Source organism: Budvicia aquatica DSM 5075 = ATCC 35567 (assembly GCF_000427805.1).
Classification (GTDB): Bacteria; Pseudomonadota; Gammaproteobacteria; order Enterobacterales; family Enterobacteriaceae; genus Budvicia; species Budvicia aquatica.
Genome location: NZ_ATYS01000026.1, coordinates 20,266 through 40,573, shown reverse-complemented (window position 1 = coordinate 40,573; position 20,308 = coordinate 20,266). Strand labels below are relative to the sequence as shown.

The window sequence follows — 20,308 nt, the reverse complement described above, 5'->3', positions numbered from 1 at the left end:
TTACCCGTGCCGCCCCGCGCGTTGGCACGTTCTTTTATCCGCTTTTAGCGGCGTTTCTTATCTCTCTCTCTAACCCGTCGATATCCTTTTTCACACCGCATTTACTATGCAGATGTAAGGCGCGAGTTAAATGATTAAGGGCGATAACAGGGTTATTTCGTGAGCGTTCAGCAAAGCCAATAATCTTATGCAGCTTGGCTCTGACTTCATCAGGCATATCTTTGCCATCAGTTAGCTCTAAGGCTCGCATCAGTAGAGGTAAATCAACCGGCAATTTAGCCCCATAACTACGAGATCCATATTCGGCAACCTCTTCGGCAATTGCGCAGGCAGTCTGCCGATTAAATCGCGTGGGCATGGCAAGATCATGTTTTAGGGCATACTCAGCGATATCCAACGCACCGGACAAGTCACCGGTATCAATACGCCAAATCATGATAAACATAACAACATCATCCTGATGGCCTATACCGTGCGATAAAACCCCTGCAACCCACGGCGAGTACTCAGGCAATAACTTTTTCTTAAGTTCTGCCTTTTTCTCTACAGATTGGACTAACCGCAACCGCTGGCGATCGGCATTTAACTTAACCAACATCAGTTCATATGCGCTGGCGTACTGATAGGAGCCGCCCTTTCTGGCGGCCTCTTGAGCAGAAACGCGAACTACATGACGGCGAGCTGGACTAGTCATTATTAAGCCTCTGCGCCATCTGTTTTCGGCGCTTCATTTTCTGGCTCTTCGATCACTTTCGCTTTTGGGCCAATAACAATGTTTTCAATCAAAACGGCACAGTCGTAATCTTCAACAACATAAGCCTCATTCACTGACTCATAGTTTTCGATACGGTCACGCTTTGGATTGTCGATAATTGAACGGCGGCGCGTCCCTTCCTGCCAGTAGATAGACAGGTTATCTAAGCGGGTAATTAACATTGCGTTAGCTGGGAAATAAGGCACACGAACCGCCCACAGGCCACCTAACCGTTTTTGACTGATAATTAAGCCTGCAGCTAGCTGCTCTGTGTTTTCCTGCTCTTTATTAACCAGAGGGAAATATTTATCACTGAGTAACTTGCGGCCACAGATAACCACTAACTGATCATCATCTTGGAAGTGTTCCGCAATAATGTTATCAACGGCATCCATTACAACAGCATCGAGGTTGATATAATCATGGCCGGGGCCAACATATATTTTATCTACAATCACCTGACCGGATTCATCAGTTACACCTGACATAACATGGCTTGGGCGGTCATTTCTGATTTTCTGCAGCCAACCAACATTCACATCTTGCAGCATCTTATTAGTCGTTTTATCAGATGTTTTCTCACGCTTTACGCCATTGAAACCGATCATGATTCGGTCTAGAGCCTGACGCTTGATAATTGAATCTCTGATAATTGGCTGAAAATTCTTTTTCTTAGCCCATAAATCCAACTTGTTATAGGTCAATGACGTATCAAAGTTGGTTTGCTCACAAACATACTCAACGGCAGTCATGCTGGTTGGGTCGGTTGGTTCGCGCTCTTGAGTGGTTGTATCAGTCGTTCCCGCGCATGGACGGTCTGCACCTAAACCAAGAGCCTGACCGGATTTATCATCTACCGGTGAAATATTGATATTTTTCAGAAAATCGGCTGATTCTTGGATCTTTTCTTCCAAAGTCTGTTCGACGGATGGATCTACCGGAAATTTAGAGGATAAATCCTGAACATCAACATGATTCAAATTGGCTAGCTGAGTTAAGTAGCCGTTATACGCTTTGCGGGTAAGGGTTTTCATTAATCAATTTTCCTTAGCAATCAGTCACGATTGAAGAGCCGCCGCCGGTAGCGGCCGGGCGATGGCTTGAGTTACGATCTTCTATTGATAACTGAGTTTTCAGATCGGCGAAGTCTTTCGATAGTTGCTCTAACTGAGTTTTTTGCGATTCGTCAGCCTGCAGTTTTTCCATTGCCGAAATACGATCGGCTAAAGTTTGTTGGTGCGAGGTGAGTAGTTCTACAGCGCCTGATACATCGTTATGAATGTCAGCTTGTTGTTTACTGTTTTTACCTAACATCCCTTTCACCATTGATAAAAGGCTCGGCTTGGGCTCTGGCTCAATTTCGAAATCAAGCGTAGTTTCCTGTGCCTCAGTAAAAGAGGTTAATAAATTGGTTTTTCGGGAAGCTAACGGATTACTCTGAGCATTGGCACAGAACATCATCATTTCAGTTCCCAAACTCGCGGGGTTATCGGTAAATGCCAGACCGACCAAATAGGCTTCACCGGTATCCGCAAACTCTGCGTAATACTCAATGCTTGTAGATAACTTCTGTTTTGACTGATTTAGTGCAACCAAATCATCAGAGGCATCAACCTGAACCAATAGCGCTAACTTACCCGCCAGCGCACCGTCAGAAACTTCCTCTGTTTTAGCGGCCAGCACTTCACCATAGCTACGAAAAACGCTATCTGGGTAAACACTTCTTAAATGTTCAAGATTGGCGCGAGCCAAATAGACTTTTGGATCATAATTTGCAGCCATTTGCTCGATGTGTTTACGCTCTAAAGTGCGCCCATCACAGAGCGCCCCTTCAACAGCAACACGGAAAAACTTTGATTTTTTACCCATTCGACAGGCCCCAGTTAATAAATATATGTAGTAATAACAAACTAAAAATAAGTAACGGGTATGTTGGCGGGGATTAGGGATAAGAAACAATAAAAGCCTTGTGTGTAGGGATTCACACAATGGCGGTTAATCGTGAAGTTGTTAAACGGTCGCTAATCTTGCGGCATGAATACGACACTCGTAAATACCGATCTGGATCCACGCCGTCAGGCAATGTTCCTCTACTTTCAAGGGCTACGCATCGCGCGCATTGCTGAAATGCTTGGCGAGAAGCCTTCGACTGTCCACAGCTGGAAAAAGCGCGATAAATGGGGCAGCTATGGCCCCTTAGATCAGATGCAGTTAACTACTGCAGCGCGTTATTGCCAACTGATCATGAATCCCAAAAAGGAAGGCCGAGACCTTAAGGAAATAGACCTTTTAGGGCGACAAGCTGAACGACACGCAAGAATAAGTAAATTTAACAATGGCGGGAATGAGGCTGATTTAAATCCAAACATCAAAAGCCGCAATAGTGGCCCACGAAAGCAAGCCGAAAAGAACCAGTTTACAGAAGAGCAGATCGACAAATTAAACGGCCTGTTTATGGATTCTATGTTTGATTATCAGCGCGACTGGTATCGAGCTGGAAACCAACACCGGATCCGAAACATTCTTAAATCACGACAAATAGGTGCGACCTACTACTTTGCTCGAGAGGCGTTCATTGATGCCCTTGCTACCGGGCGTAATCAAATATTCTTATCAGCATCCAAGGCTCAGGCTCACGTATTTAAGCAATATATTATTGAATTTGCGCGAGAGGTGGACGTTGATTTGCGTGGTGACCCGATCACGCTGCCTAACGGTGCAATGCTGTACTTCCTTGGTACAAACGCCCGTACAGCACAGAGCTATCACGGCAATCTATACCTTGATGAATATTTCTGGATACCCAAGTTTCTTGAATTGAAAAAAGTCTCATCCGGTATGGCGCTGCATAAAAAATGGCGGCAAACCTATTTTTCAACCCCATCCAGCCTAACCCATAGCGCTTATCCGTTCTGGAGTGGCGCACTGTTCAACCGAGGACGGCCTAAAGCTGATCGTATTGAACTCGATCTAACACATTCGCATTTAGCAAAAGGTGTTCTTTGTCAGGATGGCCAATATCGACAAATCATCACGGTTGAGGATGCAATAAACGGCGGCTGTAACCTGTTTGACCTTGACCAGCTCAGGTTGGAATACGGGCCGCATGATTACCAAAACTTACTGATGTGTGAGTTTGTCGATGATTTATCGTCTGTATTCCCATTGGAAGAAATGCAGCGCTGTATGGTCGATAGTATGGAGGTATGGGAGGACTACAACCAGTTTCTGATCCGGCCATTTGCTTACCGGCCTGTCTGGGTTGGTTATGATCCAGCCAAGGGAACTGCTAACGGCGATAGTGCCGGATGTGTTGTTATAGCTCCGCCAGTTGTACCCGGTGGTAAATTTCGTATTCTTGAGCGCCATCAGTGGCGTGGCATGGACTTCACCGCACAAGCTGAGAGCATCAAACAAATAACTGAACGCTATAACGTGACTTACATAGGTATCGACTCAACCGGCGTAGGGCATGGCGTATACCATTTAGTGAAACAGTTCTTCCCTGCCACACGCGAGTTTGTCTATAACCCAACAGTTAAAAATGCCTTAGTCCTTAAAGCTAAAGACGTAATCACTAATCGGCGCTTAGAGTTTGATGCCGGTTATACCGATATAGCCCAATCATTTATGGCAATCCGCAAAGCGATAACAGCCAGCGGAAACCGCCCAACTTATGAAGCCTCACGCAGTGAAGAAGCCAGCCACGCTGATTTAGCTTGGGCGACGATGCACGCCTTATCTAATGAACCGCTGGAAGGCTCAACACAGCAAAACTCTAACATTGTGGAAATATACTGATGAGTAAGCGTCAATTGAAGAAAGAAGCATTAAAGGCCAGTAAGCAACCGGCTAATAAAAACCACAGCCCGATCGAGCTAACCTTTGGTGACCCAGTGCCAGTAATGGATCGCAATGATTTTCTTAGCTATGTTGAATGTGTAGCAATAGATAAATATTATGAGCCGCCGGTTAGCTTAGAAGGCTTATCGCGTACCTTTCGCGCTGCAACTCATCACAGCTCACCTATCTATGTAAAACGAAATATTTTAGTTAGTACATTTCTGCCCCATAAGCTATTAAAACAGCAGGATTTCAGCCGATGGTCATTGGATTACTTAATTTTTGGCAATGGTTATCTAGAAGTTAGAAAGAACAAATTACATCAACCATTAGAAATTAAATCATCATTAGCCAAGTTTACACGGCGGGGCATCGATCTGCAGAGTTTCTGGTTTGTTAATGAATGGAATAAGGCTTATGAGTTTGAGCAAGGCAGTATATTTCACCTACCTGAACCTGATATTAATCAGGAGGTATACGGCGTTCCTGAATATTTATCAGCGTTGAATTCTATCTGGCTTAATGAATCAGCTACGCTATTTCGCCGTAAGTATTTTGAAAATGGACAACACGCCGGTTACATCATGTATTTAACCGATCAGGCTCAGAATCAGACTGATGTTGATAATATCCGCAATGCAATGAAAAGTGCGCGTGGGCGTGGCAACTTCCGCAATCTGTTCATGTATGCACCCAATGGTAAGAAAGACGGCATACAGATAATTCCACTGAGTGAAGTCACGGCCAAGGATGAGTTTTTTAACATTAAGAATGTTACACGAGACGATATGTTAAGCGCTCACCGCGTACCACCTCAGATGATGGGAATTATTCCTAACAATACTGGCGGCTTTGGTGATGTTAAGAAAGCCTCACAGGTTTTTGTACAGAATGAGCTGATACCACTGCAGGAAAGAATGAAAGAGTTTAACGAATGGTTTGGTGATGAAGTGATCAGATTTAAAGAATATCAGTTACCTGCAGATTGATAATCAGCCCTACAAACTAAACCGCCGCGTGGCGGTTTTTTATTGCCTGCGTTATATCGAGCTGTGCGCTATTCTCAGAGGTTCCACTTAAAGCAACTCACGATTAAGGGATGAAAGTGAATGGCACAGGATGCGGCCTGAGTGGGTGATTTTACATCTAAATCACTCAGCGCGCGCAATCGTACCCCCACCACGCCTCCGCACTTGATTGAATGATTTTCATGCGAGTGCGCGATCCGATTTAGGCCTCGCTGGGCGTGGGGTTACAGGGGGAATTACCTAACGTGGCGCTCATGCGGATTCATGCAGCATAGGCATGCACTCTTCAAAAAAACACATACTAAGAAGCTTTTAAGTTAGAAGGATTTTTTATATCAGGAATGAGTAAGTCATCGCTAAAAAACATTACCTCTGCACCTTCATACCGATTCTGAGCACTGTAATTAATACCGTAGATAATATTCTCAGTATTTTTATACATATCAGTTATTTGGGGAACATGGTCATAAGAAACAATCCATGGGTGAGTGATATTTTTTTGAACCAACTTGGCTATTTCAATATGGTCACTATGTATATAATGATTTTCATATAGCCCTTGGCCTTTAACATAATAAGGAGGGTCCAAATAAATAAGTGTTTTGTCTGGTAAGGCTGGTAACACTGTTTTTATCAATGAAGCCGCGTCAATATTATATAGACTAATCGCATCTCGATTAAGATAGATTCTTTCGATTCTAGAGATAAGGTCGTCTTTATTATACCTTGCATCTATCTTCCATCTACCATTTTGGTTTTTACCACCAATAACCCCTGCTGCTAAAATTCCTGAACGGTTAGTGCGATTAAGGAAAAATGTTGAAAAACCCAATTCCAATAAATTATGAGAGTCAGCATTTTTTTGTACATTTTTTTGAATAAACCACTCATCCATGGTCACTTCAGTAGACATTATTTTCTGACAAAGTTCATCTGTTTCATATAACACGCTATGCCAGAAAGCATAAACAGAGCGATTAATATCATTGAGATGTACATGACCAGCATAACCTTGGAGAAGCAAGTTTATGGCAATACCCGCCCCACCAGCATATGGTTCAACATAATGACCAGAAATTAAATTATTCTGTACAAATACCAGTTTAATAAAATCGGTAAGCTTACCTTTCCCACCCGGATAGCGCAAAGGGGTACCAAACCTCATGACTGCTCCCCTTTCACGCCAAAAGAAATAGAACAAACATCCAAAATATTCTTCACCAAATTCATCATTCCCAGCATAACCTAATAAAAAAGCAAATTTCGTCCCAAAAAGTATGGATCGTTTGTCTATTCGGTATATGAGTCTCTCTATGCAAATATTTTTGCAAAGTATCAATATTAAGGATGCCAACCTCAGTTCTTTTAGTGTTTGTATAGGCTTTAATTAGGTCAAGTTGTGATTTATTTATTTTTTTTAGCTGATACATTGAGTCGGCAGAAGATTCCATATCACTAGCAAGACTAGCAAACTTAGATAAATTTTCTAATTTATTATTTTTTCTATGATATCCAACACTTAACTCCACCAAACCACGTAAAAGCATCGTAACAGCTAGTGTTGCATCTTCTGAGTTAATCCTTCCTATTTCATAGACAATCTTCCTAGCCTTCAATTCTGTGCTAGGAATTGCGGGACATAATGCCCCTTTCCAAAATAATTTTTTTCTATCCCAATCAGGTTTTCTTGGTGGGCTTCCCCGAACAGGTCTAATTGGTCCTTCTGAAGGCCCTGCATCAACAACATCACTATCCGGAGGTGGGGTTGATTGCCCTGCACCAGTGCTACCAGTGCTACCAGTGCTACCAGTGCTACCAGTGCTACCAGTGCTACCAGTGCTACCAGTGCTACCAGTGCTACCAGTGCTACCAGTGCTACCAGTATCAGGGACATCTATTACTTTATGTATTCCAACACTTTCTCTAACTTCATCTAAATATATTTTAGCTTGCTCAGGGGTGAAAACATCGTTGACAGACTTTCTTTTCGAATAGAAATCGCCAATTACCTTATAAGCCATACCAATTATTTTATCTTCTGGAAGAATTGGTTCTAATTCATTCTGTGTAACTTTAAACCCGAGCAAACTAAGATTTGACTCATTAAAAAATCGATTAATATTTGTTATCGGAAAGTCATCTTCAACTGGTATTTTATTACTTTCCGCCCAGAACAAATATTGTCCGGCCCTCTTATACTCTGAGGAATGGTTATTGCTTAAAAGATAGACAGTCCTGAGATAGGCTGACCAATCTAATTGGCCAGCCCCACCTAGCGCGCCAGAATGCCGAGCTATTACTTCTTTAGCTATAGCCTCTTCATTAGAGCTTGAATGACAATCAATTTTAGTAGGAATATTCTTTAAATTATTCTTTCTAATATTTCTAATTTTGCCGCGAAGAGTAGTCAACTGACATAATTCAGGCTTATTAAGAAGTTTCAACGCAGTAATACGCCGGTTACCATCCTTAACAACCCACTTTCCATCATCTGTTGGCATCACGAGTATTGGCATAGTAGACAGACCATCAACAGCAATGCTTGCCATAAGTCTGAGCATTTGCTCTTCCTTTCTCAAGACTCTAGCAATACAATCATCCTGATCATCGCCGGAACGAATTCGAGGATTTTGGTGATCGAGAAGTATGTCATCTATCGCTACATCATGTTGAACTGTAAAGTCCTTTCTACTCATCAAATGCTCCCAAAAGTCATCTCTATCTATTGAGGTTAAGCGATAGTTTAGCGGATGTTCACCGTAAGTTCTATTGACGAGGTCATGTTTAGTAACATGTATAATTCTTTTTAATATTATTGCCTTTACAAACTATCATGAGCCTTAAGCTCATTTAAAGTATCAGCGATCCAAGCAATTGCAATCTCCTTGTCCCGTTCTGAACATTTCACATCAACAATCAGCCTAACTAATAGCTCTGCTCGTTCAACTGCAACCGATTGTTTAAAATCCAATCCCATTTCGCCCCTTAAATACTGTATATTAATACAGTAAAACAACTTAATGTTGTTGTCCATTACTTAATGATTTTTTATTGATGATGATATAAATCATATAAATAACAATAAGTAAAATATCAAATACCTAAGTCGTTAAATGCCTTTTCAACATCCCTCTCATTAGATGCCCTATAAACTCGGCCCACATCTAACCCGATCCTCACATCGATAAGCTGATTATTTGCAATCCTCAGCCCCTTGCCGGGGTCGGTTTTCAAAATACCGCCACGGATTAAGATAGAAACCTGTTCCGGGTCGCCGGTTTCTCCCCGGCTTTTTAACTGCAACTCGATATTTCTGCTAACCCTTCGCTGTGGCTCCGTACAGTTATTGACAGAACTCCGAGACGGCGCAAAAGCGCCGTTTAGGTCAAGTTCAAAAGCAAGGGCTAAAACCGAGGTGGCCTTAGCTTCATCGGAAATTTTAGATACTATCTTCCATTCTTTGATTCGAGTTCTAATTGGCGATCCCGGAACATGGGAACACTGGACACCAAATATCTTTTTAACGTCCTCACCGTACTCGCTAGCACCTTCCTTTAATTCATACACAAGACTAACTATCAGCTCTCGGCGCTTAACGAACGGCCCACCCTGAGCTTTTACATATTCCCCCCAAGCGCCTTTATCAGCCGCATCATGCACCGCTGCAAAATCAAGATCTAAAGCCTTGGCGGTATCCGTATCGGCCATACGCCGTAATTCCCGATAAACAGAAACAGGCGCACCGCCAATAAATTGAAATTGACGGATACGCCAGCGACTAGCCCACGCACTAGCGGCTAATGCAGCTTCTTTTAATGGCTCTTTTGTATCAGCATCAATCTCCCCATCCAGTGCGTAACCATCGATATTTTTAGATATATACTTAGCAACATAACCCGTCGCACTTCCCTTATCGGGATCGATAGGCTCTACATAGAATCGCGCTTTCTTGGCCTTATCGCTGCGTAGCTCTTCAAAATCCTCACTCATGGCATGCCCACGCATCACCAAACGGATAGCATCTACATCAGATGGCCGCATAAATATAAGCATATGCCAGTGAGGCGTGCCGTCATGGTGCGGCTCGGCCACCCGGATCCCAAAGATAGGCAACCCATCACGCGCTAATTTCGCTCGAATCTTTGCCCATACCCCACACAAATAACGCTGAGTATCAGCCGGATTACTTCCTTGCCACTTTCTGTTTTTATACCCCGCTGATGTTGTAGCATGATATTTTGATGGGGCGGTTAAAGTATAAAAATCTGCTACATAACCCAACTCCAAACTGACATTTTCAAACCCACGGATCCGGGTCATCATTTCACAGCGGCGGATCTCCGGGTTAGCATTAGAGCCATCATATTTTTCTATTAACGATATCCTGTTGCCTTCTTCATCTTCCAGTTGCATAGACTCCAAAAACTCACGGGTGCGCCTGCGCTGCTCCTTCCATTCAAATTGAGTTGTACGGCTACAATAAGCGGAGGTTTTTTTACTCACATTCCCCAACCCGATCTGCAAATGCTCACGCCAGAGATCTGCAAACCGCTTCAATCGTCTACGCCACCAATTTTCGGACGTTAATCTAAATAAGGCCGAAATAGCGGCATCAGGTTCTAACGAGCCTTTTTCCCAAGATGAAAATCCTGGTGGAACTTGATTAAATGCTCTCGCTATATTGGCTATGCGGCTATAAGTTTCAAAAGCTACGCGGTGAGGTGGCTCCCCTGCCGTTTCATCAGCAATCAAAGACATTTCCATATTTAAATAGGCGGCAATCCTAAATGCTAATTCATCTCGGCGCTTACTATCCATATCCGGAAGATTATTAAAATCACGGCGTAATTCAGCAGTAACAAACGAATCTCGATTAATTTTGTATTTCTCAGCAATCAGCTCAAGGCGGGGCGCGGTTCGCAAAATGACATGGTTTAACAAATGTGCATTTGCTTTTTTAATGCCTTGGCTACGCTCTATATCATCAATACGTTTATTAATTGGAGCTTGTATAAATTTAGGGAATGCGGCCACCCGGCTCCGAGCTGCCAATAAGCGCCCTATGAATTTTTCTTTTTCTTCAATATCAAAAGTAGAAATATCTGGCCGCGATATTGGCGGCAGAGGAGCATTCCACGGATAAGCCCATTGATGGCCCGGCGGCAATGTTTCCGTTATGATATTTGAGAAAGAAAAATTCACAGCGTCACCACCAAAAGGTACTTAACATGGAACACAGATACACTCGCGATAGCTCGCGGCCTGATTACGATGGAAAGATCACAGAGTGGCTGAAAGAGAACGATGAAGAGGTTGATATGATGCCTTACCCTGTCGCCATCTATCATGATGGTTTTATTTACCGTTCGATTACTGGCGGGGGCTTGGGCGACTATGTAGAAATCTCTGAATTTTTGAGCGCTCTGGGCTTGGTCAACATAATTGCACCAGATGCTACATTCCGGGGATATGATGCGGTTTTTGCAATTCCGGCCATTAAAGCGGCTATAGAAAAAGGCGAACTGAATATTCAAGATATTCCAAAGAACGCCCCAAAGAATGAATAAAAACCCAATTGACCTATCAGCCGGTTTTCTCTTAGAAAAGACCGGCATAACAGAACTACCTATAGTTCCACTATAGTTAATCAGGTAAGGCGTACTTATTAGCATGACTAGGATAACCGAGCGTAAGCACTATGCGCATTCAAAGAGGTTAAGAAATCAAATCGATTTAATTTCTTAATTATCATTTTCTAACACCTCATATTTAATCTTCTCAGATTCAAGATTTAATAAATCCGCTACCTGCGCAGCGGTCATATTTTCATTGCGAATATGAGCCGCTAATAACTCAAACTTAACAGTCATTAACGTTGCAATATTCTTGCGCTCATCGTTACGGGTATTTTTTAATAACACTTGTAACTGGTCGGCATTGACCCTGTTATTGTGCTCATGCATTAATTTAATATTCTCAAACATACAAACCTCAAATTTAGATAAAACGAATCCCTGACGATTTACGCCATACAAAACCAGACTAATTAATTAGTGATTCAGAATTTTATTTAACAACTCCGCTTTATTATTTAACTCAGCAACTACGTTATTAGTTTTACTTTGATTAATTTCTTTTGGATTAATACTCAATCCGCCCCAATCAGCAGCAGGAATAAAATCTGATTCAGGGCAACCGTCGAATATTGCTTTTAAAATAAATAAACGTTTTAAGCCACGGTAAATTGCGCGCATGTCTTCACGCGTAAATTCACGCCATAAACGTTTAGTGGCCGACTTTGGCAGCCGAGCAGCAAAGATCAGCATGTCACGCTGATAAGGCTTTAACTTATCCCAGAGCGCACCGGCGCGGCTGTGGTTGCCGGTAACTTGCTGACGCAATATTGAAAGCCATACATCAGCCGATCTAGCGCTTGGAGTTGAAACAACAGTGAGTTTATTCATGACGGACACCACTCATAAACAGAAAGCCCAAACCGCACTGACGTGCCTTTTTAACAAAGCGAATCTTTAAGCTATTAGTAAAAACTATTGGTTCAGGGGTAAAAGTGATAAGGGATGGACGCGGGGCCACAGTGCGGCCGCTCGGCAGAGTTAACCAACCCTCTGAACGTTTACCGTGTGTAATCGTTATAACAGGATTACTAATGCCGGATTGGTCTCGCGCAAGTAGCCGGGCTAATGATGTTTGTTGCATCGTTATAACCTCAAGATAAACCCGGCATCATGCCGATCGAACTAACCATATCAATGGCGGCGGCAATGCTGGGCGTGGAGTGAAAGCGCGACTCTAAAGAGATCGCAATCATTGACGAACACGCGATGACGTAGCTCACGCGCTCTAAAATCTTATTTTTGCGGGTCTGGGTAATCCGCTCGCCGTTCTTTATGCCTGACACTTCACCGGCAATAACACCGATAGAAGAAACGGCGTTTAATGTCAGAATGTCCAGATCTTCTGGTACTGAGGAATAAGGCACAGATGGGAGGCAACCGGCTTGCATTAATAAGCCATCAATCAATGACCGGTCACCAGTAACAACCGTTAACCGCACTACTTCAACGGCAGTTAAATGGTGCGGTTGGTCTGGGTTCAACTTGTTGCGGAGTACCTGCGCCCGAATGCTAACCAGTGGCGCTAGTTCTTCTGCGTTATGTGCGCCATGGAAGCGACGACAAGCTGAATCAAAATGTTTGTTAATCAATGAATCAAACATATTCAAAACCCCTAAAAGCAGACAATATTATTAGGCGTTAACATTAACGTCATAGCCCTTGAGAGCTTCAACGGTCATGGCGGCTACGTTGATTTCAACAAGTGAGCGCGTTTTACCCTTAGGAGTTGGCTTTGTTGGAATGCGATTTTGCTTAATCATGTCGCGGGCGGTCTGTTCTTTCATGCCGGACATTTCTAGCCACTTTTCTAAAGTGACATAGGGCGAAGTGATACTAATTGCGATAACTGGACGCATAGGGCATTATCTCCGGTTGTATCTCATTAATTGGGGTTAATGAGGTTCTATCATCATTTTGTGAGAAATCAAGGCAACAATAATCTTTCAAAATGATTAAGTCAATCAAATAAACTCACATTTTGGGAGTAATTATGTTTCATTATGGTGGCCGAGCGGCAATAGATCGCATGGTTGTGGCGTATGGATTTAAAACTAAAACATCATTATGTGAACAACTTGGAATTACCAGTAGCACACTAGCCAACAGATACACGCGGGATAGCTTCCCTGCTGATTACGTAATCCAATGCGCATTAGAAACCGGAGCCTCTCTACGATGGCTCGCAACTGGTGAAGGCGTAATGTTTGAGGATGGTAGAAGAGATGTAATCTCACTTGAAAAATTTACGTTATTAGATGGCAAGCTAACAGCAAGTAACTTTCTGATGTTTGATAAGTCATTTTTACCGAGTGGTTTACAGTCACCACAATGCATTACTGAAGATAATACAACTTACATTGTTGATAGAATATTTACTAATATTGATGATGGTAAATGGCTTATTGATATTGAAGGAAAAATTGGAGTATATGATTTAGCTAGAATTCCAATAAAGAAAATCCGCATTAGTGGCGGAGGGATAAAAATTCCGTTTGATTGTATGATTGAGGATGTAACGCTCTTAGCCAAAATTTTTAGTAAAACCACGGTATATTAAAATGACTATTACCCTTAGCTCTATAACTGATATTGTTAGTTTAATTGGAGTGGCTATTACTATTTATATTGCATATCGTTTAGCCCATGTAAAAGATATATTTATGAAGAAAGCAAGGCTTCCTGTTCTTTATAAATCCATGATAAAGGATCTCAACGCCATGGGGCCATTTATAAATGATGACATTACAAAATCTGATGATTTTTTAAATAAAATTTCATGCTTACAATCAACATTTGAAAATATATCACAGAAAGTCAATTCAGAATTAAAAACTAGAATAACTGAATGGATTAATAGTTCTAAAAACTTAAGAGGGAAAACCAGAAATGAATTAATTGATATTTATTATGAGGCTAATTCTCTATCAAAAGCCATTGAACATTATATTAAAGATCAAGAATGGGACATATTAAAATGAATGATGAAAACTTTGTTATTAGCAACCTATTAAAACTCACATTAGATAATATGCTGAAGTGGGAAATGAAATTCCCCCCAAGGATAATAACTGAAAAAACAGAGAATTATATCCCATATTATTATGAAGCTAATTTTAACGGCACTGTATTTGCCTTATATGAACAAAGACAGACTTTATATGACAGCGAAAATGATACAACATTTTTAGGTTCATTATTTCGACTATCTATTGTGAAATATAATCATCTAGGAGTGGTTGTTGATGTTTATCCATTCACTGCAGACAATGCCCTCTACCCTTTGTATGAGGCTGTAAAAAGCTCACTATTTGAAGTTAACACTATTTTTAACCCATCCTTTTGGAATTCGGGACAATAGTCAATATGGCTGTTAGAAAATTATCATCAGGAAAATGGCTATGTGAATGCTACCCCCACGGCGCAAATGGTCGGAGACTCCGCAAACAGTTCCCGACCAAAAGCGAAGCTATGGCCTATGAAAGTCACATAATGGATCAGGTCAATGATAAGCCGTGGTTAGGTGAGAAAGAAGATAAAAGGACACTGACCGATATTGTCGAACTTTGGTATAACGCGCATGGCCGTACCTTGGCCGATGGACTTAGAAGGCATGGGGCGATGCTTCATATATGTAAAGTTCTCGGCAATCCTCCGGCAGTCTCATTCTCTGCCCGCGATTTCTCAAAATATCGGGAGCTTAGGTTACAGGGAGAACACGCAAGAACCCCACGGGTAACCATGGTGGCCCCTAGAACATTAAATCTAGAACTTTCATATTTAAGGGCTATGTTTAATGAGTTACGGCGGCTAGGTGAATGGGGTTATGACAACCCATTAAAAGACGTTCGAGAGTTCCGAACGAATGAACAGGAAATGGCATTTTTAAACCATGACCAAATTCAAGCGCTTTTAAGTGAGTGTGCTAAAAGTCAGTCTAAAGACTTACTAACGGTAGTGAAAATTGCGTTGGCTACTGGGGCGCGATGGGGTGAAGCGGAAGATCTAACAGGCGCAAACCTGACAGAGTTTAGAGTGACCTTTGTTAAAACTAAAGGGAAGCGAAACAGATCAATACCAATTTCCCAAGAACTATACAAAAGCATACCTAAGAAAAATGGCCGGTTGTTCATCAGATGCTATGATGCATTCAGGTCTGCATTAAAAAGAACGGGTATAGAACTACCTGCCGGGCAACTGTCGCACGTACTTCGCCATACCTTCGCTAGCCACTTCATGATGGGTGGTGGAAATATCTTAGTTCTTCAGCGCGTGTTAGGGCATAGAGATATCACAATGACAATGCGCTATGCACATTTTGCGCCTGACCATTTAGAAGATGTGGTAAAACTGAACCCTCTAGAGAATGGCGATAAAATGGCGATAGCCACCACTAATAACCATTCATAAACCCCCTTCAATCATGATTTAAGTTATTGTAATTGCTATAACTTATTGATTTTTATATTGCTTACACCCTTCTCATAATCGCTTGGTCGCTGGTTCAAGTCCAGCAGGGGCCACCAAATTTTAGTAGTAAATACAGATAGTTAAGCCCACTTTATCAAGTGGGCTTTTTGTTGTCTAAAGCCAATTGCCCACATCACGTCCACACAACTTTATTGATCACCAAAGAAAACGAAACACCTATCAATGAAACTGGCGTGTCGCTAGGCTCGTTAGGTAAAATGAAGGTTTAAGCGGTTCCATGTTAACAGTAGCGGGCTGAAAATTTCATTTGAGTGCGGCGGGAATGATATGATTTCTATTAGTAATAATAGTTATGATTTGCTAGAAGTCATTTAAATAAGGGACTATATGAAAAAAATTCTAGGCGTTGTTTTATTAACATTTCCGATAATAACTGTTGCTAGCCACCAACAAGATTGCATCGCAGCAATGAACATGGCTATAAACTCAAGCTATTTAATACAAGATATAAGTAAAGCATCTGAATCAAAAGATGGTAAAGACCTATGGGAAGCCACAGCATCACTTGAGGATTTTGAAAAATGGTCTGAATCTAATTTTACACCGCGCCTAACCAAATTAATGAAAATCCACTCTAAATATAAAGATGTCAGCGAAAGTAATCCTGCATATTTAGGTAATAAATTAGTAATGAGCGTAATGCCTTTTTATTCAATTGCGCACCACTACGTAGAAACAAAGGACAAAGAAGATTTAAACAATGCAGTTGCTGCCCTAAAAGACTTCCAAAAAATTTATGGGCAAATTTCAGCCTTATGTACTAAAAACCGATGACAACCAGTAACCAATTTTAAGCCCCCAACCTCACGAAAAAACCTTCAACCGCTCAATATACCGCCCCGCCACCAGCCCGATTAACATCACCAGACAGGCAATAACCAGCGTAGAAGCCAGCAACACCAAGGGGCTGTGATAGATATAAGGCTGCACGATGCCATAGATAAACAGCAGCAAAGGAAAATGCAGGATATAGATACTGTACGAGCTTCTGGCTAAGCGATAGCCGGGCAGGCGAATACGCCATTGCTGAAAACTCATTTTATAAAACAGCAGGCAAAAGCCAATGCCGCACAGGGTGCCGAATAAGGTTAACAGTAGCTTCTGTTTATCTACGCTGGCGGGCAGTAAAAACCAACCGGCGGCAGCCAGGGCCAATAACATCAGGCAGCCTATTGCCACAATGGCCATCAGTACAGTGGATTTCAGCCGCCGCTGATGGCTATGCAACAGAGCGGCTGCCGCTCCGCCGCACCAGGTAAGAGTATAAAACCAAAAGGCGTAATTAAGCAGGCTTAAGACAATCAGCAATACGACCGCGGCAACCATGGCGATGCGGTTTTTCGGCCAGAGCATCAGCCCGAACAGCACGTAGAACCAGACTTCAAACGGCAGCGACCAGAAAGAGAAGTTACTGGCCGGCGTTTCGGTTAGAAACCCGTTCATAAACAGCAGAACGCCGCCGAAGCTTTTTGCGTCCAGCACCATTTTGGCCTGACTCATGGTGTCGCTAATCACCGCTAACTCACGGCTGCCGCTGGCGAAAAACCACGGCGATATCAGATAAATGAGTAGCAGCACTGCACAACCGAAGTAGAACGGCGGGGCAATCCGGTTTATGCGGGAAAATGCATACCGCTTCAGGTTAAATTGGTGATTCTGCTGGATGTTATAGCAGGCTGATTTGCAGATTAAAAAACCGCTGAGAACAAACAGCGACATCACCCAAGCGTGAGCAAACAGATAGACCGGCAGCATAATCGCCGGCCACACCGGATAGAGAAACAGCAAATAGGCATGGCAAAACAGCACCATCGCGGTGCTGAAGCCTCGCAGCATATCGAGCTGGCGAGAAACCTCCGGCTCAATCGGGGTAAAGCGCTCAAACAGCGAAATTAAGGACATGATACTCCGGCAGCCGATTCAGGTAAGAAACACAGCCGGTTATCACCATATTCCCGTTGCTGACCACTTTGACTAAACGGTAAGTTTTGATACTCCCCTTCCAGCCAGCCATTAATATTATCCGCATAGTGCGGACTGGCCGGATTAGCGGATTGGCCCGCATTGTTCATTACCCACACCGGATCCTTCTGACTGAAATCAACAATCAGCCGCATAGAGGGAATCAACAGAGTGTCGAAATTCTTCCCCATGCTGTAGCTGGCAATATTGATAGTATTAATATTGCCACCCGCAGGATAAGGGCCCCGATTCAGATAGCTATCAAGGCGGGCAATCATTTTCTGCTGTTCTTCGGGTAAGTAAGCGGCTACCTGTGATGACAGGCTATTCCACTTATAGGTATGCAGTTTTCCCCATTGCCAGCCGGAGTAGTCGACTCCAAGCAGCTTCTCCCCTTCTTTCTGGGCCGCAGCCAGCGAGTAGGCAATAATATTGGCTTTACCGCTGCGAACAGGGTCGGCCTTATTCCAAAACGGGCTGGCACTAATTTGGCTATCGTCCTGCAGCAGATGATCGGCCATAGCTGAGTACGATTTAGCGCTTTCAACGAAGGCATTCCACGCCTGTGGATGTTCAGCAAAAGCATCGGCAAACAGCTGATGGTTAAACTGCGTCAGAAACAGATTATACAGCGCCGCCGCTGCGCTATCCGCCTTCAGTACCCCGTCAAACTCCATCAGTCGGGCATGAGCCAGAGTAGCCCGCTGCTGCTCCGGCTGTGGCAGATTAGCCATCGCCTGACGCAATGCAGGATCGGCCAGATAGGTTTGCAGTTTGGCTACCATCGGATCCAACCGATCGTACTGCATCCGTTTAGTGGTCGAAAAGTTATGCCGGTTGGTTTCACCGAGCAGCGTTGCTATGCGCTCAAAACGTTCCGGATGCGCCCAAGTCTGGGAGAAGTTAATCGGAAAGCCTTTCTCAACCACCCGATTATTCGCGCTGGCTAACCAACCCTGCTCGGTTTTTAGCGCCGACGGATACTGCTTCTCCGACACGCTGCCTAGCCAGTCATACTCGCCGTTCCAGCCCGGAGAGGGAAATAACCCCACGCCCTTTTTGCGCTGCGGATAGCTGCCGGTAAGCTGCCAGCCTATCTGCTGCTTATCCGCTAATAGCATATTGACGGAAATAACGTTAATTTGGCGGGCCAACGCCATCGCCTGAGGCACCCGGCGTTGATGAGGAATCGCCATCAGCGCATTAATACTGTTGTCATTTGCTAACGGTGAAAGCGTGCTTAGCGCAATACCGTAACGGGATTCAACCGTCAGCGGCTGTAGCAGGTAGCTGCGGTTTTTCAGCGATTCATTCAGCAAAATACCGTGCCGGGTTTCATACAGATTTTCGCTTACGTCCGCAGCCCCCTTAACGTGAAAGATTTCTTTGGTTTGTTTAACCGGCAGCCATTGGCCTTTATACAGATATTCCGGCCCCCGATCTGACGAACGCAGCTGTTCCAGAAACAGATCCTGATTATCAGCTATAACCATGGTATAGCCCCAGCCAAGATGCGGAGTAGCCCCCAGCACAATCGCAGGAATACCGGGGATAGAAGCCCCCGCTACCTGCCACTCCGGGGTCTCTATTTGAACCATGCTCCACAGCGACGGTAATCCGATGGGCAGATGGGTATCGTTAGCCAGCAGAGTCCCGCCGTTCTCAGTCAGATCCGGCGTTACTGCCCAGTTATTGGAGGCCATAACGTCATGAAGGTGAATATTATTCAAGGACTGGCTTACCAGCTTCAGCTGTTCAGCCTCTTGCTGTAGCGGCGCTAAATTAAGCCCCTGTAGTTTACGGGCTTCGTCGTGAGGAAGAGGTTCATCAGGATAGACGGGAAACAGCCACGGAAGTCGTTCAGCGCCCAGCTGCTGAGCAATAATCAGGCTATCGATCTCTTCATGCAAATTGCCCGCCAGACCAAAATTAGCCAGCGAAAGAATCAAGATTGCATCAGTCGGGAGCCAAGGCGGAACCTGATAGTCAGCCGCCGCCAGATCCATCGGCAGTTTGTCCTGATGGCTGTTTAGCCATAGATTGACTCCGCGGGCGTAGGCTTGCAGATAGCGGCGATTTTCTTCACTGGTTTGCTGATAAAGCTTTTCCGCCGCCTGTCGAAAACGCATTTTACGCATAAAGCTGTCAATGCTGAGGGCACTCTCCCCCATATATTCAGCTAGTCGGCCTTCAGCCGTAAGACGCATCAGAACCATATGATTGATGCGCTCGGAGGCGTGCAGATAGCCCCAGATAAGATAAACGTCATCCAAATTCTGGCCTTTAATCAGCGGAACGCCAAACTCGTTGTAGCCGACGCTGACCGGCTGATTCAGCCCCGACAGATTAACCTGTCCGCTGTGCTGAGGGAGGGTATAAGCATAGTGCTGATTAATCAGACTATGACAGCCGGTTAACAGCAGTAAAAGCCCCACCAAGCCATAGCGCCATACTCCCTGTAATCTCATATCCTGCCCCGCACATATTGAAACTCTGCTGTGATTATAACGATTAGCCACAATAAACCTAATGATTAGCATCGGTTTATCGCCAATGTTCAGTTTGGTTCCCCACGGGCAATAATGACGCTGGCCTTG

Annotated in this window: 21 protein-coding genes; 8 read left to right on the top strand and 13 right to left on the bottom strand. The window is 43.6% G+C overall.

Annotation, left to right across the window (positions count from 1 at the left end; all coding sequences use genetic code 11):
- Window positions 1-34: 34 nt before the first annotated feature.
- Genes gpM through YWE_RS0111750 form a run of 3 tightly spaced genes read right to left on the bottom strand, consistent with a single transcriptional unit; the run spans window position 35 to window position 2,623 of the window.
- Window positions 35-694: a phage terminase small subunit gene (gpM, locus tag YWE_RS0111760; RefSeq protein ID WP_029094713.1), complete on the bottom strand. Its 660-nt coding sequence runs from the start codon at window positions 692-694 to the stop codon at window positions 35-37.
- Between the two features lie 2 nt (window positions 695-696).
- Window positions 697-1,788 carry a phage major capsid protein, P2 family gene (locus YWE_RS0111755; protein WP_029094712.1) on the bottom strand — a complete coding sequence of 364 codons (1,092 nt, stop codon included), beginning with the start codon at window positions 1,786-1,788 and terminating at the stop codon, window positions 697-699.
- Between the two features lie 13 nt (window positions 1,789-1,801).
- Complete coding sequence (locus YWE_RS0111750) at window positions 1,802-2,623, bottom strand: GPO family capsid scaffolding protein (protein ID WP_029094711.1); 822 nt, start codon at window positions 2,621-2,623, stop codon at window positions 1,802-1,804.
- A gap of 165 nt (window positions 2,624-2,788) precedes the next feature.
- On the opposite strand from YWE_RS0111750, the gene YWE_RS0111745 reads away from it, so the two are divergent.
- Window positions 2,789-4,555 (top strand): terminase ATPase subunit family protein, encoded by a 1,767-nt coding sequence (locus tag YWE_RS0111745; protein WP_029094710.1) that lies wholly within the window; start codon window positions 2,789-2,791, stop codon window positions 4,553-4,555.
- Window positions 4,555-5,586 (top strand): phage portal protein, encoded by a 1,032-nt coding sequence (locus tag YWE_RS0111740; protein WP_029094709.1) that lies wholly within the window; start codon window positions 4,555-4,557, stop codon window positions 5,584-5,586. The genes YWE_RS0111745 and YWE_RS0111740 overlap by 1 nt, the downstream gene beginning before the upstream one ends.
- A 340-nt stretch (window positions 5,587-5,926) precedes the next feature.
- Here the strand turns inward: YWE_RS0111740 and YWE_RS0111735 are convergent, their stop codons facing one another.
- The 4 genes from YWE_RS0111735 to YWE_RS27140 all read right to left on the bottom strand — a co-directional run bounded on the left by YWE_RS0111735 (window position 5,927) and on the right by YWE_RS27140 (window position 10,827).
- Window positions 5,927-6,790, bottom strand: a complete 864-nt coding sequence (locus tag YWE_RS0111735) for a DNA adenine methylase (RefSeq protein ID WP_029094708.1) — start codon at window positions 6,788-6,790, stop codon at window positions 5,927-5,929.
- Between the two features lie 64 nt (window positions 6,791-6,854).
- Window positions 6,855-8,321 carry a ParB/Srx family N-terminal domain-containing protein gene (locus tag YWE_RS0111730; RefSeq protein ID WP_029094707.1) on the bottom strand — a complete coding sequence of 489 codons (1,467 nt, stop codon included), beginning with the start codon at window positions 8,319-8,321 and terminating at the stop codon, window positions 6,855-6,857.
- Window positions 8,322-8,446: 125 nt separating this feature from the next.
- Window positions 8,447-8,602: a hypothetical protein gene (locus YWE_RS30415; RefSeq protein WP_154661411.1), complete on the bottom strand. Its 156-nt coding sequence runs from the start codon at window positions 8,600-8,602 to the stop codon at window positions 8,447-8,449.
- A 116-nt stretch (window positions 8,603-8,718) separates the two neighbouring features.
- Window positions 8,719-10,827: a replication endonuclease gene (locus YWE_RS27140; RefSeq protein WP_127526432.1), complete on the bottom strand. Its 2,109-nt coding sequence runs from the start codon at window positions 10,825-10,827 to the stop codon at window positions 8,719-8,721.
- A 26-nt stretch (window positions 10,828-10,853) separates the two neighbouring features.
- On the opposite strand from YWE_RS27140, the gene YWE_RS0111715 reads away from it, so the two are divergent.
- Window positions 10,854-11,192 (top strand): hypothetical protein, encoded by a 339-nt coding sequence (locus YWE_RS0111715; protein ID WP_029094706.1) that lies wholly within the window; start codon window positions 10,854-10,856, stop codon window positions 11,190-11,192.
- A 174-nt stretch (window positions 11,193-11,366) separates the two neighbouring features.
- Here the strand turns inward: YWE_RS0111715 and YWE_RS0111710 are convergent, their stop codons facing one another.
- The 4 genes from YWE_RS0111710 to YWE_RS0111690 form a co-directional block, all read right to left on the bottom strand.
- Complete coding sequence (locus tag YWE_RS0111710) at window positions 11,367-11,609, bottom strand: DUF2732 family protein (RefSeq protein WP_036015835.1); 243 nt, start codon at window positions 11,607-11,609, stop codon at window positions 11,367-11,369.
- Window positions 11,610-11,675: 66 nt separating this feature from the next.
- A complete protein-coding gene (locus YWE_RS0111705) occupies window positions 11,676-12,089 on the bottom strand; it encodes a hypothetical protein (protein WP_029094704.1) in 414 nt (137 codons plus the stop codon).
- A gap of 263 nt (window positions 12,090-12,352) precedes the next feature.
- Complete coding sequence (locus YWE_RS0111695) at window positions 12,353-12,862, bottom strand: phage regulatory CII family protein (RefSeq protein WP_029094702.1); 510 nt, start codon at window positions 12,860-12,862, stop codon at window positions 12,353-12,355.
- A 30-nt stretch (window positions 12,863-12,892) separates the two neighbouring features.
- Window positions 12,893-13,117, bottom strand: a complete 225-nt coding sequence (locus YWE_RS0111690; RefSeq protein ID WP_029094701.1) for a hypothetical protein — start codon at window positions 13,115-13,117, stop codon at window positions 12,893-12,895.
- Window positions 13,118-13,251: 134 nt separating this feature from the next.
- Here YWE_RS0111690 and YWE_RS0111685 point away from each other — a divergent pair, with 134 nt between their 5' ends.
- From YWE_RS0111685 to YWE_RS0111665, 5 genes are all read left to right on the top strand, one after another.
- Window positions 13,252-13,818, top strand: a complete 567-nt coding sequence (locus tag YWE_RS0111685) for a phage repressor protein CI (protein WP_036015833.1) — start codon at window positions 13,252-13,254, stop codon at window positions 13,816-13,818.
- Window position 13,819: 1 nt separating this feature from the next.
- Window positions 13,820-14,239: a hypothetical protein gene (locus YWE_RS0111680; RefSeq protein ID WP_029094699.1), complete on the top strand. Its 420-nt coding sequence runs from the start codon at window positions 13,820-13,822 to the stop codon at window positions 14,237-14,239.
- Window positions 14,236-14,619: a hypothetical protein gene (locus YWE_RS0111675; protein WP_127526431.1), complete on the top strand. Its 384-nt coding sequence runs from the start codon at window positions 14,236-14,238 to the stop codon at window positions 14,617-14,619. Before YWE_RS0111680 ends, YWE_RS0111675 begins: the two co-directional genes overlap by 4 nt.
- 5 nt (window positions 14,620-14,624) lie before the next feature.
- Complete coding sequence (locus YWE_RS0111670; RefSeq protein ID WP_029094697.1) at window positions 14,625-15,668, top strand: phage integrase; 1,044 nt, start codon at window positions 14,625-14,627, stop codon at window positions 15,666-15,668.
- Between the two features lie 408 nt (window positions 15,669-16,076).
- Entirely contained in the window at window positions 16,077-16,523 is a 447-nt protein-coding gene (locus tag YWE_RS0111665) for a hypothetical protein (RefSeq protein ID WP_029094696.1), read from the top strand.
- A gap of 30 nt (window positions 16,524-16,553) precedes the next feature.
- On the opposite strand, the gene YWE_RS0111660 is transcribed toward YWE_RS0111665, so the two are convergent.
- Together YWE_RS0111660 and YWE_RS0111655 are read right to left on the bottom strand one after the other, a co-directional pair.
- Window positions 16,554-17,651, bottom strand: a complete 1,098-nt coding sequence (locus YWE_RS0111660) for an acyltransferase family protein (protein WP_029094695.1) — start codon at window positions 17,649-17,651, stop codon at window positions 16,554-16,556.
- Window positions 17,642-20,179 carry a penicillin acylase family protein gene (locus YWE_RS0111655; protein WP_029094694.1) on the bottom strand — a complete coding sequence of 846 codons (2,538 nt, stop codon included), beginning with the start codon at window positions 20,177-20,179 and terminating at the stop codon, window positions 17,642-17,644. Before YWE_RS0111655 ends, YWE_RS0111660 begins: the two co-directional genes overlap by 10 nt.
- Window positions 20,180-20,308 lie beyond the last annotated feature (129 nt).